Source organism: Mycobacterium sp. NGS69 (assembly GCF_059812165.1).
In genome coordinates, this window is sequence record NZ_JCALCD010000008.1 from 129,998 (window position 1) to 144,675 (window position 14,678).

The 14,678-nt window shown below is 70.1% G+C and carries 12 protein-coding genes; 4 read left to right on the forward strand and 8 right to left on the reverse strand.

The genetic code is table 11. The features are described 5' to 3' along the window. Nucleotides 1-68: 68 nt before the first annotated feature. The 6 genes from AC5Y2S_RS23255 to AC5Y2S_RS23280 all read right to left on the reverse strand — a co-directional run bounded on the left by AC5Y2S_RS23255 (nucleotide 69) and on the right by AC5Y2S_RS23280 (nucleotide 8,048). Nucleotides 69-2,060: a vWA domain-containing protein gene (locus AC5Y2S_RS23255; RefSeq protein ID WP_499958664.1), complete on the reverse strand. Its 1,992-nt coding sequence runs from the start codon at nucleotides 2,058-2,060 to the stop codon at nucleotides 69-71. Continuing rightward, entirely contained in the window at nucleotides 2,053-3,417 is a 1,365-nt protein-coding gene (locus AC5Y2S_RS23260) for a sigma 54-interacting transcriptional regulator (RefSeq protein ID WP_499958726.1), read from the reverse strand. Before AC5Y2S_RS23260 ends, AC5Y2S_RS23255 begins: the two co-directional genes overlap by 8 nt. A 63-nt stretch (nucleotides 3,418-3,480) precedes the next feature. Next, nucleotides 3,481-5,049, reverse strand: a complete 1,569-nt coding sequence (purH, locus tag AC5Y2S_RS23265; protein WP_499958665.1) for a bifunctional phosphoribosylaminoimidazolecarboxamide formyltransferase/IMP cyclohydrolase — start codon at nucleotides 5,047-5,049, stop codon at nucleotides 3,481-3,483. Continuing rightward, entirely contained in the window at nucleotides 5,046-5,675 is a 630-nt protein-coding gene (purN, locus tag AC5Y2S_RS23270) for a phosphoribosylglycinamide formyltransferase (RefSeq protein ID WP_499958666.1), read from the reverse strand. Before purN ends, purH begins: the two co-directional genes overlap by 4 nt. A 66-nt stretch (nucleotides 5,676-5,741) precedes the next feature. Beyond that, the gene (locus AC5Y2S_RS23275; RefSeq protein ID WP_499958667.1) at nucleotides 5,742-7,088 is read right to left on the reverse strand and encodes a cell division protein PerM; all 1,347 of its coding nucleotides are present in this window, start codon (nucleotides 7,086-7,088) and stop codon (nucleotides 5,742-5,744) included. 39 nt (nucleotides 7,089-7,127) lie between these two features. Beyond that, on the reverse strand, nucleotides 7,128-8,048 hold the full coding sequence (locus tag AC5Y2S_RS23280; RefSeq protein ID WP_499958668.1) for a DUF5336 domain-containing protein: 921 nt from the start codon (nucleotides 8,046-8,048) through the stop codon (nucleotides 7,128-7,130). A gap of 217 nt (nucleotides 8,049-8,265) precedes the next feature. On the opposite strand from AC5Y2S_RS23280, the gene AC5Y2S_RS23285 reads away from it, so the two are divergent. Both AC5Y2S_RS23285 and AC5Y2S_RS23290 read left to right on the forward strand, forming a co-directional pair. After that, a complete protein-coding gene (locus AC5Y2S_RS23285) occupies nucleotides 8,266-9,114 on the forward strand; it encodes an LLM class F420-dependent oxidoreductase (protein WP_499958669.1) in 849 nt (282 codons plus the stop codon). 78 nt (nucleotides 9,115-9,192) lie between these two features. Then, a complete protein-coding gene (locus AC5Y2S_RS23290) occupies nucleotides 9,193-10,518 on the forward strand; it encodes a PE family protein (protein WP_499958670.1) in 1,326 nt (441 codons plus the stop codon). A gap of 117 nt (nucleotides 10,519-10,635) precedes the next feature. Here AC5Y2S_RS23290 and sucD read toward each other — a convergent pair whose 3' ends face one another. Then, nucleotides 10,636-11,538, reverse strand: coding sequence for a succinate--CoA ligase subunit alpha (gene sucD, locus AC5Y2S_RS23295; protein WP_499903446.1), 903 nt, complete (start codon nucleotides 11,536-11,538; stop codon nucleotides 10,636-10,638). 14 nt (nucleotides 11,539-11,552) lie between these two features. Further along, nucleotides 11,553-12,716, reverse strand: a complete 1,164-nt coding sequence (gene sucC, locus AC5Y2S_RS23300; protein ID WP_499903447.1) for an ADP-forming succinate--CoA ligase subunit beta — start codon at nucleotides 12,714-12,716, stop codon at nucleotides 11,553-11,555. Between the two features lie 278 nt (nucleotides 12,717-12,994). Between sucC and AC5Y2S_RS23305 the strand changes: the two genes are divergently transcribed. Continuing rightward, nucleotides 12,995-14,113 carry a M23 family metallopeptidase gene (locus AC5Y2S_RS23305; protein ID WP_499958672.1) on the forward strand — a complete coding sequence of 373 codons (1,119 nt, stop codon included), beginning with the start codon at nucleotides 12,995-12,997 and terminating at the stop codon, nucleotides 14,111-14,113. A gap of 1 nt (nucleotide 14,114) precedes the next feature. Next, a complete protein-coding gene (locus AC5Y2S_RS23310; RefSeq protein ID WP_499958674.1) occupies nucleotides 14,115-14,675 on the forward strand; it encodes a hypothetical protein in 561 nt (186 codons plus the stop codon). The last annotated feature ends 3 nt before the right edge of the window (nucleotides 14,676-14,678 follow it).

Sequence of the window (14,678 nt, forward strand, 5' to 3'; positions counted from 1 at the left end):
TCTCCTTACCTCTTCGCCCGACTACCCGGTCGGGGAAGCCTCTATTCCACTCAAGCGGCTACCGCTGACTAACGTCGCCGCCGCGACCGCAGGTAGTCGCCCACCACGGCGGCCCCCAGGCCGTCGAGGTCGGGCACCACGACGCGGCCCTCGACGCGCCGCGCGACCTGGTCGATAAACCGGGCCAGCCCCGGGTCGTCGCCGAGCCGGAAAATCGTCACCTGCGCGCCGAGCCTTGCCATGTCGTCGAATCCGCGCACGGTGTGGGCGATGGTCCGCGGATGCGGCGGGTAGTCAAAGAACACCGCCGACCCGTCGCCATTGAAGTCCTCCAGGTGAGCGGTCGGCTCACCGTCGGTCACCACCAGCACGACGGGTTGCGCGTTGGGGTGCCGGCGCAGGTGGCGACCCGCCAGCGCCAGCGCGTGATGCAGGTTGGTGCCCTGCTCGTAGACGCCCTCCAGGCCGGTCAGCTCGGCGGCCGTGACCGTGCGGGCGTACCGGCCGAAGGCGATGATCTGCAGGGCGTCCGAGCGAAAACGCGTGCACACCAGGTGATTGAGCGCGAGCGCCGTCTGCTTCATCGGCAGCCAGCGATTCTCCATCACCATCGAAAACGACGTGTCGACCAAGAGCGCCACGGCGGCCTGCGTGCGGGTCTCGGTCTCGGAGACCTCGACGTCGTCGACCGTGATGTTTAGCGAAACGCCCGCGCCGTCCGGACCGGCCGTCGTCGCGGTCCCCGCCCGCCGCAGCACCGCGTTGGTCAGCGTGCGGGGAATGTTCCACGGCTCGGTGTCACCGAATTGCCAGGGCCGCGTCGCACCGGTCAATTCGCCGGCGGCGCCCGCGCGCCGATGATCGCGCTCGCCGTGTCGACCCGAAAGCTGTTGCGCCACATCGCGCAGCGCCGTCTCCCCGAGCCGGCGCATCGCCTTGGGCGAGAGCCGCCACTGGCCGTCCGAACCCCGGTCCAGGAACCCCTGATTGACCAGGGCCCGTTCCAATTCGGCGAGCGTGCGCGCGTCGATGGCCGCCTCGTCGCCGAGCTGGCGGGCCAGCGCGTCCAGGTCGACGTCGTCCATGGTGGCGCCCGGGTAGCTTTGCGACAGTTGCTCGGCCAGCTGCTCGAGTTCGGCAATGTCCGAGATCGCCTGCGTGCCTTCGCCCATGCCGAACGGGTTATCGCCGGAGAACTGCTCGGAGCCGGTCCAGTCCTCGCCGGGCCGCGCCGCCTGCAGGTGGGCGTCGAGCCGGCCCAGCGCCTCCATCAGCGCCGGTGAGCCAAATGCCTGCTGCGCCAACGCGTCCAGCTCGGCGCGCTGGTCGGGGCTCAGGCTGTTGCGGAAGCGCTGCGCCGCGGCGGCGCGCTTGGCCAGCGAGTCCAGCAGCTCGTCGACGTTGCGCGGGTTCTCCGGGAAGAACTCGCCGTGCTTGTCCATGAAGTCTTCGAAGTCCTGCTGGGTGTCCTGGCCCTTGCCGTGCTTGTCCAGCAGCTCGTTCAGGTCGTCCAGCATCTCGGTGACGCGCTGGCGATCCTCGTCGGTGGCGCCCTCCAGGGCCTGCTTCATCCCCGCGAAGCGCTGGTCCAGCATTTCGCGGCCGAGCAAATCCTTGATCTGCTCGTACTTTTGGCGGGCCTCGCCGCTGCGCCAGTCGTAGTTGGAAAGCTCCTGGACGGCCTTGGCGGGTGATGCCGGGAGCGCGTCCAGCTGCAGCTCGCCGAAGCGCGCGTCGTCGTCCAGCGCGCGGGCCAGCTCCTTGCGCTCGGCCAGCACCGCCTCGTCGAGTAGCTTCTTGATCTCCTGCAGGGTGCCGTCCAAGTTGTTGCGGCGCAACAAATCCCGACGGCGCTTGTTCGCCTCGGCAGCCAGCCGGTCGGCGCCGGGCATGTTCTTGGTGCCGCGGCGCAGCAGCTCCGAGAGCGCGCGCCGCGGCGACGTGCCGGCCATCACGTCCTGGCCGATCTGTTCGAGCGCCTCGCGCAGATCCACCGGCGGCGCCAGCGGGTCGGGCCCGCCGGTGTACGCCGAGTATCGGGACGAATGCCCTCTAGCCATAGACGGTTTGGCCCTCCCCGGACACCTTGTCGATCCGCTTGGCCAGATACAACGCCTCGAGCGCCAGTTCCAATGCCGCCGCGCGCTCACCTTCGGATTCGGCGTGCAGCTTGGCCGCGATTTTGTCCACGACGGGCAGGTTGGGGACGGCGGCGAGTACGTCCTTGGCCGACACCCGCTCGCCCGTCGTGACCGCCGAGCCGCCCTCGACCGCGGCCACCAACGCGCCGACGTCGATGCCGCCCAGCACCCGGGCCGCGGTGTCGGCGGTCGCGCGGCGCAACAGGTGCTCCAGCACGGCCTGTTCGCGGCCCTCCTCGCCGGACTCGAATTCCAGCTTGCCGCGCAGCACGTCGATGATCGTGCCCAGGTCGACCACCCGGGCCACCGGGTCGGTCTCCCCCAGCACCGCGCCGCGGTGCCGGGCGGCGGCCGCGACGGTCTCCGCGGCCGCGATCGCGAAGCGCGCGGACACCCCGGACCGCTGGTCAACCGAGTTGGACTCGCGCAGGTACCGGGCGAACCGCGCCATCACCTGCATCAGGTAGTCGGGCACCTGGGCGCTCAAGTGGGCTTCCTGGACGATCACGCCCACCTCGGCCTCCAGCTCCAGCGGGTAGTGGGTGCGGATCTCCGCGCCGAACCGGTCCTTGAGCGGGGTGATGATGCGGCCCCGGTTGGTGTAGTCCTCGGGGTTGGCACTGGCGACCACCAGCACGTCCAGCGGGAGGCGCAGCGTGTAGCCGCGGACCTGGATGTCGCGCTCCTCCATCACGTTGAGCATGGACACCTGGATGCGCTCGGCGAGGTCGGGCAGCTCGTTGACCGCGACGATGCCGCGGTGCGCGCGGGGGATCAGTCCGTAGGCAATGGTCTCCGGGTCGCCGAGGCTGCGGCCCTCGGCGACCTTGATCGGGTCGATGTCACCGACCAGGTCGGCGACGCTGGTGTCCGGCGTGGCCAGCTTCTCGGTGTAGCGCTCGCTGCGGTGCTTCCACGCCACGGGCAGGTCGTCGCCCAGGGTCGCGGCCCGGCGGATCGATTCCGGCGTGATCGGCCGATAGGGATGCTCGCCCAGCTCGGCCCCGTCGATCACGGGTGTCCACTCGTCGAGCAGCCCGACCAGGGCCCGCAGCAGCCGGGTCTTGCCCTGGCCGCGTTCGCCCAGCAGCACGAAGTCGTGACCGGCGATCAGAGCGCGCTCCAGCTGAGGCAGCACGGTGTCGTCGAAGCCCAGGATGCCCGGCCAGACCTCGTCCCCCTCGGCCAGCGCGGTCAGCAGATTTTCGCGGATTTCCTGTTTGACTCCCCGTTCGCGGTGGCCGGCGGCGCGCAGTTCGCCGACCGTGCGGGGCATGTTGCTCGGTGATGGCACCTCTCCACGCTACGCGTAACGTCCCGCGCCCACGCGCTAAGTGTTCTAGTGCGCGAAGTGACGGGCCCCGGTTAGGTACAGGGTGACGCCGGCGTTGGCCGCGGCCGCGGTGACCTCGTCGTCGCGCACCGATCCGCCTGGGTGCACCACCGCCTTCACCCCGGCGGCGGTCAGCGTCTCGAGTCCGTCGGGGAACGGGAAGAACGCGTCCGACGCCGCGGCCGCGCCGCGGACCCGGTCGCCGCCGCGTTCGACGGCGAGCCGGGCGGCGTCGACCCGGTTGACCTGCCCCATGCCGACGCCGACGGTGGCGCCGTCGGCGGCGATCACGATCGCGTTCGACTTGACCGCGCGGCAGGCCCGCCACGCAAAGACCAGGTCGGTCAAGGTGTTCGGGTCGGCCGGCGCCCCGGTGGCCAGGGTCCAGTTCGCCGGGTTGTCGCCGTGTGCGTCGAGTTGGTCGCGTTGTTGTGCCAGCAGTCCCCCGCTGACCGGTCGCAGCTCGGTGCCGCCGGCCAGCGGCTCGGAGGCGACCAACACCCGGATGTTCTTCTTGCGCGTCAACGCGTCGACGGCACCCGGCGCGTACGCCGGCGCCACGATCACCTCGGTGAAGATGGTGCTGACGTATTCGGCCATCTCGACGCTGACTTCGGTGTTCGACGCGATCACCCCGCCGAAGGCGCTCAGTGGATCGCATTCGTGGGCCTTGCGGTGGGCGTCGGCCACCGATACCGACGAGATCGCGATCCCACAAGGGTTGGCGTGCTTGATGATTGCCACGCAGATCTCTTCGTGGTCGAAGGCCGCGCGCCACGCCGCGTCGGCGTCGGTGAAGTTGTTGTAGGACATCTCTTTTCCGTGCAGCTGCTCGGCCTGCGCCAGCCCCGGCCAGGCGCCGGGGTCGCTGTACAGCGCCGCCTGCTGGTGGGGGTTCTCCCCGTAGCGCAGCATCGCGGTGCGCCGCCAGCTGCCGGCGAGCCACTGCGGGAACGCCGTGGGCGGATGCTCGGGTGCGAGCGTCGACTCCATCCAGCCGGCGACGGCGATGTCGTAGTCCGCGGTGTGCTGAAACGCAAGTGACGCCAGCCTTTTGCGCTCGGCGAGGGTGAATCCGCCGTTGCGCACCGCGGCGAGCACCCCGTCATAGCCGAGCGGGTCGACCACCACCGCCACACTGGGATGGTTTTTGGCAGCCGCCCGGACCATCGACGGTCCGCCGATGTCGATCTGTTCGACGCATTCGTCGATGCCCGCACCGGAGTCGACGGTCTCGCTGAACGGATAGAGGTTGACGACGACCAGTTCGAACGCCGCGATCCCGAGCTCCTCGAGCGCCGCGGCGTGCTCGGGCTTGCGCAGGTCGGCCAGCAGCCCGGCGTGCACCCGCGGGTGTAGGGTCTTGACCCGCCCGTCGAGCACCTCGGGGAAGCCGGTCAGCTCCTCCACCCGGGTGACCGGAATCCCTTTGTCGGCAATGGTTTTCGCGGTCGAGCCGGTCGAGACGATCTCCACGCCCGCCGCGCTCAGACCCTCGGCGAGTCCGATCAGCCCCGTCTTGTCGTACACGCTGATCAACGCGCGGCGAATCGCCCTTCTTGACTCGTCGCTCATCCTATGGTCGCCTTTCGTCCGGTCCAGGTCACGCCGCGGGTTGCGATCGCGGCCACCACATCCACCAACAGTCGCCGTTCGATGACCTTGATGCGCTCATGCAGTGTCTCTTCGTTGTCGCCGTCGAGCACCGGGACGGGCTCCTGCGCCAATATCGGCCCGGTGTCCATTCCGGCGTCTACCAGGTGCACCGTACAGCCGGTGACCTTCACACCGTAAGCCAGCGCGTCGGGCACGGCATGCGCTCCCGCGAATGCCGGCAGCAGCGCCGGATGCGTGTTGAGCGTGCGGCCGCAGAAGCGCGAAAGGAACTGCGGGCCAAGTATTTTCATGAATCCCGCCGAAACGATGAGGTCGGGCGAGTGCGCGGCGGTGGCCTCGGTGATGGCGGCGTCCCAGGCCACGCGGTCGGGGTAATCGCCGAGGCGGACCGTAAACGCCGGCAGCGACGAGGCCGCCGCGACCTCGGTGGCCCGACATTCGCGATCCACGCCGACGGCGACTATTCGCGCCGGATAGTCACCCGTGGCGGCTTCGATGAGGGAGCCCAGCAGCGAACCGGTGCCCGACGCCAGCACCACCACCCGCGCCGGCGCGCTCGGGGGCACGTGAAGCGGTTGGGGCACAACGGGGAGCCTAGTCGGGCGACGATGCGCGCCGGCACGGCGCGCTGAGAAGCCCGACAATCAGACCTAGTCGGGCGCCTCGTCGTCGCCGGCGGCCGACTCGCGGGCCGACTCGTCGTCTTCGCCGGCTCTCGGCTCCTCCTCGACCGGTTCACCGGCCGGCTCTTCGTCAACCAGCTCGTCATCCGGCTCGTCGAATTGCTCCGCGAAGTCCGCCGGCTCCGCGGCTGCGGCGGCCTTCGGTCGCCTGGGCCTCCTCAGCCGGACCGGCAAGATCCCGCCGGCCATCACCACGGTTGTCCAGCCGACCACCGCGAACCAGAAGAACACGCCGATCAGCAGCGCCCCCTGGTCGACGCCGACGTGACCGAAGTTCCCAAGCCGGCCGCTGCCCCCGTACGCCAGCAACGACATCGCCAGCGCCCCGGCGACCGAGGCCACCAGCAGCTTGGCCAGCGCCGGCAACAGCGGCAGCGCGTGCCGGGCGCACTGCTGTCCCACCGCCACGCCGGACGAGGCGCCCACGATGAGCAGCGCGACCCAGACCGGGCCGAGCGGCGGCGTGGGGGCCGCGGCCAGGATCGGCAGCGCGGGCATGTCGCCGCCGAACACGGTGAACGGACTGAACGTCGCGAAACCGAGGTGGGCGCTGGATCCGACGGCGACCGCCGACGTGCCGACGATGACGTTGGGCGCGTAAAGCACCGACAACACCGTCAAGCTGAACTCGCCGAATATCGAATCGGTGATCCCGTAGAGCTCTTGCATCGTCGACCAGTGCACGACCAGCGAGCCCGCGGTCACCAGGCCGGAAAGCCCGAGCAACGCCAGCACTCCGGCGACCGCGGCGCGCAACGAATCTCCGAGCCAATTGGGCAGCGGCGATGCCGCCAGCGCGCGCCGGCCCACCCGCGACCACACGCCGATCGCCGCGCCGATCGCGTGCACCACCAGCACGCTGGTGAAAGCCCGCAGGGCGCTGGGCGTCTGCAACTCGGTGATCACCGACGACGCGTCGTGGATGACCGCCAGCGCGATCGCCGCCATCAGTAGCGGCCCACCCAGCGCGGAAGCGATCACCCAGCGGACCACCAGCCACGACGACGAGGGAGAGGTGGCCCGCGCGCTGCTGCGCGCGGTGCCCCACACCATCAACATGGCCGGCAGCAGCGGCAACACGCCCAGTTCGCGGCCGCCGATCGAGATCGGCACCTGGTGCACCGCGAGCCACATGCTCGCGATCGCTCCCGGCGCGCCGGTCATGTCGCTGTTGGCGATCAGCAATTGCAGCAACGTGACCGCGGCGATGATGCCTAACGCCACGACGGCCGGCGCGAACGCCACCCGGACAAGGTCGCGCGCCTGGCGAGCGCCCGCCGCCTGGCTGTCCGCGCTTTCCGACACCCTCGTCACTCTTGGCGCACGTGCCCGACTACGCGCGAGAGCGCAGGCTTAGGCCGGTGCCGCCGGCCCGGACGACGGCGATTGTTGCTGCTCCTGGCCGCCGGTCGGGCTGGATTGGTCGGCCGGGGCCGAACCCGTCTGCGACTCCGCGCCACTGGCGTTGGACGAGGGCGGCGGGCTGAAGCTGGGAAAGCCGGTGGGTGGCGTGGACGGCCCCTGCTGATGCGCCGCCGGCTGGGGCCCGGATTGCGGCGACGGCTGTGCACCGAAGCCGCCGGTCGACGTCGGGATCGCCTGTTGGGTTACGTCCTGGCTCGACGGATAGCCCCCGTACTGGGCGCCGTAGCCGGAAGGCCGCGGCGGCTCTTGGTGTCCCGCGTGCTGCTGGCCGTAATACGACGGTTGCTGGCCGTACTGCCCGTACTGGCCGTATTGCCCGTACTGGCCATACTGCTGCGCGTAGGGGTCGTACTTGGGCCGCGGGGCGGGCGCGGTGATGACGCCGGCGTCCAGCAGCAACGCGCCGACGCCGGCGAGCGCCTGGAAGATGCTGCAGGCCACCAACGGCCACATCGCCCAGCCGATCGCGAAACCGGCGGGCGTGTTGACGGTCTCGGTGATGGCCAGCAGCGCACCCAGCACCGCGATCACCGCGACGATTCCCACGTAGCTCTTGGCCTTGGGCAGCAAGCTGATTGCGGCCAGCAGGGAAGCCAGCACCGCGACGATGACCGCGGTGCCCGCATCGCCGGCGCGTCCACCACCCGGACCCAGGTCGGCGCCGATGACGAACGTCGGGCCGAAGTTGAGTAGATACACCGCGATGCCGAGCACCACGACGGCGACGTTCAGGACCAGCGGAAGCTTGCTTTCGCCGTCGTCGGTCTTGGCGAACGACGGCGTGGCGCCCGCATAGGAGCCGCCAGGCTGCGGGGTTTGATATCCGGGGCTCCCGGGCGAGTAGGTCATGACTCCTCCTGTTGCTTCCCGTGGTCTTGAAGTGTCGCGGCGGTGTCACACTCAAGCGCGACGCTGTGCCGCCGGGCGCGCCGCTTCGAAACACCTTCCCCATGTTGCGTTGCGACGCGATCGATCACCCACGCTAGCGCACGTCCGGGCGGCCGCGCCGCGGCGCCGCGCCTGCGCAGCTTGCCCCGCATCGGTAGAACACGTTCTAATCCAGGGCATGGATTACGGGCTAGTGCTTTTCACCAGCGATCGTGGCATCTCCCCCGCGGCGGCCGCCAAGCTTGCCGACGACAACGGCTTCCACACGTTCTACGTGCCGGAACACACCCACATCCCGGTCAAGCGCGAGGCGGCGCATCCCACGACGGGCGACGCGTCGCTGCCGGACGACCGCTACATGCGCACGCTGGACCCGTGGGTGAGCCTCGGCGCGGCGTGCGCAGTCACGTCGCGGGTGCGCCTGTCGACCGCGGTCGCCCTGCCCGTCGAGCACGACCCGATCACGTTGGCGAAAAGCATTGCCACCCTTGACCATCTGTCGGGCGGCCGCGTCAGCCTCGGCGTCGGGTTCGGGTGGAACACCGACGAGCTCGCCGACCACGGGGTGCCGCCGGGGCGGCGCCGCACCATGTTGCGCGAGTACATCGAGGCGATGCGCGCCTTGTGGACGGAAGAAGAGGCCGCCTACGACGGCGAATTCGTCAAGTTCGGTCCCAGCTGGGCCTGGCCCAAGCCGGTGCAATCGCACATTCCGGTGCTGGTGGGCGCGGCCGGCAACGAGAAGAACTTCAAGTGGATCGCGCGCAGCGCCGACGGCTGGATCACCACGCCGCGCGACTTCGACATCGACGAGCCGGTCAAGCTGCTGCAGGACACCTGGGCCGCCGCGGGTCGCGACGGCGCTCCGCAGATCGTCGCGCTGGACTTCAAGCCGATCCCCGAGAAGCTGGCGCGCTGGGCCGAGCTGGGGGTGACCGAGGTGCTGTTCGGTTTGCCGGACCGCCCCGAGGACGAGATCGCCGCCTACGTGGAACGGCTGGCCGGCAAGCTGGCGGCGATGGTCTAGCAAAAGGCCCCGGGTCGCGGGCGCCAGCGATACGATTTGCTCCGTCACGTCGAATCGTGACGTGGTGGGAGGTGTCCCATGTCGTTCCTGATCGCGACGCCGGAACTGGTGACAGCGGCCGCAACGGATCTGTCGAATATCGGGTCGACGCTTTCTACTGCCAATGCGGCCGCGGCGACCACGACCACCGAGGTGCTGGCCGCGGGCGGCGACGAGGTGTCGGCGGCCGTCGCGGCGTTGTTCGGCGCACAAGGCCAGGCCTATCAGGCGCTCAGCGCACAGGCGGCGGCCTTCCACGCACAGTTCGTCCGGGCCCTCAACGCCGGAGCGGGCGCATACGCCGCCACCGAGGCCGCCAACGCCAACCCGCTGGTGGCGCTCGAGCAGCAGCTGCTCGGCGTGATCAACACGCCCACCCAAACGTTGTTCGGACGCCCGCTGATCGGCAACGGCGCCAACGCGCCGGCGGGCTCCGGGGCAACCGGCGGGGCCGGCGGGTTTCTGTGGGGCAACGGCGGCGCCGGCGGGTCCGGAAGCTCGGCACACCCGACAGGCGGTAACGGTGGGGCCGCCGGGCTGATCGGCAACGGCGGGCCGGGCGGCGTCGGCGAGTTCGGGGCCAACGGCGGCAGCGGCGGGGCCGGCGGGCTGTTCTTCGGCACCGGCGGTGCTGGCGGGGCAGGCGGCGGGGTCTTTGGCGCCTTGCCCGCCGGAGTCGGCGGCAATGGCGGGGCTGCCGGGCTGTTCGGCACCGGCGGCGCCGGTGGAGCCGGCGGCTCCTCGAATCACAGCGGCGTTGCCGGCGGGGCCGGCGGCGCGGGTGGCAGCGGCGGCCTGATCGGCACCGGCGGCGCCGGTGGCCGCGGCGGGGCCGGCGGACCCGCAGGCGGCCTTGGTGGAACCGGCGGGACCGGCGGAGGCGGCGGCCTCCTGTTCGGCGGCGGCGGGATCGGCGGCGCGGGCGGGGACAGCGCTTTGCAGGCCGCCGGCAACGGCGGCGCAGGCGGCGACGCCGGATACCTCTTCGGGATGGGCGGCGCCGGCGGCGCCGGCGGAAGCGACGCAATTTTGGCCGACACCGGCGGCGCCGGCGGGCACGGCGGGGCCGGCGCAAAGCTCGTCGGGTCCGGTGGCGATGGCGGGACTGGCGGGTTGGGCAGCCTGGGCGGCGCCGGCGGCGGCGGCGGCAACGCCGGCATTCTCGTCGGCAACGGGGGCGCCGGCGGCGCCGGCGGCGATGTCAGCGGGAGCGGCGCCAACGGCGGCAACGCGGGGCTGGTCGGCAACGGCGGCAACGGCGGCAACGGTGGCAACGGCGGCGTCGTCGGCGGCCCCGGCGGCCAAGGCGGCTCGGCGTTGCTATTCGGCGCGGACGGAATACCCGGGACCAAGGGGATCCCGTAGGGCTACCGGGCCTGTGAGTGCCGCCTCGGCTTAGCGCGAGCAGCGCGAGCAGACGCAGAATCGCACAAATCCGCGTAGCGGCGTGCGATTCTGCGTCTGCTCAGCGCAAGACAACGCTTACAGGCTGGCGAGGATCTCCCGCGCCAGCGCGGCGGTCTCCGACGGGGTCTTGCCGACCTTGACGCCCGCGGCCTCAAGGGCCTCCTTCTTGGCGGCCGCGGTGCCCGACGAGCCGGACACGATGGCGCCCGCGTGGCCCATCGTCTTGCCCTCGGGCGCGGTGAATCCCGCGACGTAGCCGACGACCGGCTTGGAGACGTGGGCCTTGATGTAGTCGGCCGCGCGCTCCTCGGCGTCGCCGCCGATCTCACCGATCATCACGATGACCTTGGTGTCGGGGTCCTTCTCGAACGCCTCGATGGCGTCGATGTGGGTGGTCCCGATCACCGGGTCCCCGCCGATGCCGATGGACGTCGAAAACCCGAAATCGCGCAGCTCGTACATCATTTGGTAGGTCAGCGTGCCGGACTTGGACACCAGCCCGACGGGGCCCGAACCGGTGATGTTGGCCGGGGTGATGCCCACCAGCGCCTCGCCCGGGGTGATGATGCCGGGGCAGTTCGGCCCGATGATCCGGGTCTTGCCGCCCTTCTCCACGTTGTAAGCCCACGCAAATGCCGTGTCCTGCACCGGAATTCCCTCGGTGATGACGACCAGCAGCGGGATCTCGGCGTCGACGGCCTCGATGATGGCGTCCTTGGCGAACTTCGGCGGCACGAAGATGATCGACACGTCGGCGCCGGTCTCTTTCATCGCCTCGGCGACGCTGCCGAACACCGGCAGCTTGACGATCCGGCCGCCCTTGTCCTCGTGCGTGACGGTGGTGCCCGCCTTGCGCGCATTGACGCCGCCCACAATCTGCGTGCCCGCCTTGAGCATTCGGGCGGTGTGCACGGTGGCCTCGCTGCCCGTGATGCCCTGGACGATGACCTTGTTGTCCTTGTTCAGAAAGATCGACATGTTCAGAAGTCCTTTCAGGCGCTGGCCAGCTCGGCGGCCTTGTCGGCGGCCTCGTCCATCGTGGCCACCAGCGTCACCAGCGGGTGGTTGGCCTCGGTCAGGATGCGGCGGCCCTCCTCGACGTTGTTGCCGTCGAGGCGCACCACCAGCGGCTTGTTGGCCTCGTCGCCGAGGATTTCCAGCGCCTTGACGATGCCGGTGGCGACCGCGTCGCAAGACGTGATGCCGCCGAAGACGTTGACGAACACGCTCTTGACCTGTTGGTCACCCAGGACCACGTCCAAGCCGGCGGCCATCACCTCCGCCGAGGCGCCGCCGCCGATGTCGAGGAAGTTGGCCGGCTTGACGCCCCCGTGCTTCTCACCGGCATACGCGACGACGTCGAGGGTCGACATCACCAGGCCCGCGCCGTTGCCGATGATGCCGACGGCGCCGTCGAGCTTGACGTAGTTGAGGTGGTGTTCCTTGGCCTTGAGCTCCAGCGGGTCGGTGGCGTCGCGGTCCTCGTACTCGGCGTGATCGGGGTGGCGGAAGTCGGCGTTGGCGTCCAGCGTGACCTTGCCGTCCAGCGCCAGGATCCGGTCTTGCGGATCGCGCACCAGCGGGTTGACCTCGACCAGCGTCGCGTCCTCGGCGACGAAAAGCTCCCACAGCTTGGAGATGGTGACCGCCGCGGCGTCGAGCACCTCGGCCGGCAGGTGGCCCTGCTCGGCGATGGACCGCGCGGTCGCCTCGTCGACGCCCTTGACGGCGCTGACGGGAACCTTGGCGAGCCGGTCGGGCTTGGTGGCGGCCACCTCTTCGATCTCCATGCCGCCCTCGACCGAGCACATCGCCAGGTAGGTGCGGTTGGCGCGGTCGAGCAGGAAGGAGATGTAGTACTCCTCGGCGATGTCGCTGGCCTCGGCGACCAGCAGCTTCTTCACGATGTGGCCCTTGATGTCCAGGCCGAGGATGTTCTTGGCGTGCTCGTACGCGTCGTCGGGCGTCGCGGCGTACTTGACGCCGCCGGCCTTGCCGCGGCCCCCGATCTTGACCTGCGCCTTGACCATCACCGGGCGACCGATCTCCTCGGCGATCGCGCGGGCGCCCTCGGCGGTGTCGGTCACCCGGCCGGGCGTGCTCGGTACGTTGTGCTTGGCGAACAATTCTTTTGCTTGATATTCGAAAAGGTCCATGGGCTCACTGTCTTCGGTCGGCTTGCTGCTAGGCCTGTACGTGGGCGGCGGCGCCGGAATCGGCAACTCGCACGGTGGCACTGTATCCACCCGCCGAACGCCTGCTACCGTCGCGTCCACCGATGTGGCACAGCTCACGGCATACCGGCAAGCCTCAAAAGTGATGCGAATCACAATATTGGTTGGGTTCTTGGCCCGCGGTTGCCAGCCCCGTCGGTTAGCGGATACCTTCCTAGGGTCCAGATAACGTTATGGTCACGATACGAGGACAAATCAGCTTGTCGCAGCACCGTTTAGCCCGTCCTTCTGCCGTGTCGAACGGCGTCGTGAGGGTCGGCCGCGCGGCCGGTGGCCGGTGGACCGAGGCGAACCGAAACGAAGTCACCGAGATCCTTCCGCTCGACGGATTCGACTTCGACGACCTGGAATTCGCCGACGAGTCGGGTGATCTCGATGACCTGGACTTCAGCAACGACTCGGCCTTCGACAACGAGGCTCGGGTGCTGCTGGCTCCCGAGCTCGACGACCTGCACGACGTAGACGACCTGGGCCCGCTGTTGCTGGCCGCGCCCGCGGCCGTGCCGGTCCCGGCGAGGTTCCAGCCCGACGCCCCGGATACCGAGGGGCGCATCGAAGGGCGCCGTCCCAATCACTCGGACATCACCGACGTCATCCCGGTGATCCGCCGCGGCGGGGCGCACCGCAAACAGCCGACGAGCGCGGCCAGGGGCCGCCTGCTGATCTCGGCGATGGCGGCCGGGGCGGCCGCGGCGGCCGCCCATACGGCGACCAGCCACGCCGACACCCCCAAGACGGAGGCGGTGCTGACGGCCAACGCGTCGGCGCTCAGCGGCGGGGCGGGGCCGAACACTGTCCGTGGCGCCCAGGTGATCGCGGTCCAGCCCGCGGCCAACGCCGCGGTGCACAACGAGGAATTCGCCAGGGGCGTGGCCTACGCCAACGATCGCGCGCAGCGCGAGGCGCGGTTGCAGCAGCCGCTCTATGTGATGCCGACGAAGGGGATCTTCACCTCCAACTTCGGGTACCGCTGGGGTGTGCTGCACGCCGGAATCGACCTGGCCAACTCGATCGGCACCCCGATCTACGCGGTGTCCGACGGCGTCGTCATCGACTCCGGGCCGGCCGCCGGCTACGGGGCACTGGTCAAGCTCCGCCACGCCGACGGCACGGTCACGCTCTACGGCCACGTCAACACGACGCTGGTCAGCGTCGGCCAGCGCGTCATGGCCGGCGACCAGATCGCCACCATGGGCAACCGCGGTAATTCCACCGGCCCGCACCTGCATTTCGAGGTGCTGCAGGGCGGCACGGAGCGGATCGACCCCGTGCCGTGGCTCGCTAAGCGGGGACTTAACGTCGGCAATTACGCTGGCTAGGGTGAGTTCGCCGAACGATCCCCCTGCCCCGCCGCCCGAGACCGCAGCACCCCCCTCGGAATCGCAGACCCGGATCATCCGGCGGGCACCGACCGGGCCGATGCCCGTCGTGCCGGAGTCGCCGACCACCCAGATCCCGCGGCAGCCGCCCTCGTATGAGGCACCCGCCCGGCGCGTCGGGCTGCCGGGCCCCGAACCGAGCGGCCTGACCGCCGTCGCCGCCGCCGCGGTCAGCATTGTCAGCGGCTGGGCCACGTCCGTGGTGGCCACCGACCTGATCGCGGGGTGGTGGCGCACGGACCGCCTGTTCTGCATCGCGGTGGCGTTTCTCGCGCTGGTGTTCGCGATCACCACCGTTTCGGGCGTCATCTTGTTGCTGCAGCATCGACCGGTGGGGCGCTACCTCATCGCGGCCGGCGCGGTGGTCGCGGTGCTGACGTACGGCGGCGTGTTCATCGCGGGCGCGCGCGTGGCGTGGATCGTCTACACCCTGTGGCTGCTACCGGTCGCCAGCGTGGTGCTGGCGTTTCACCCGCAAACCAAACGCTGGCTGCTGGCGTAACCA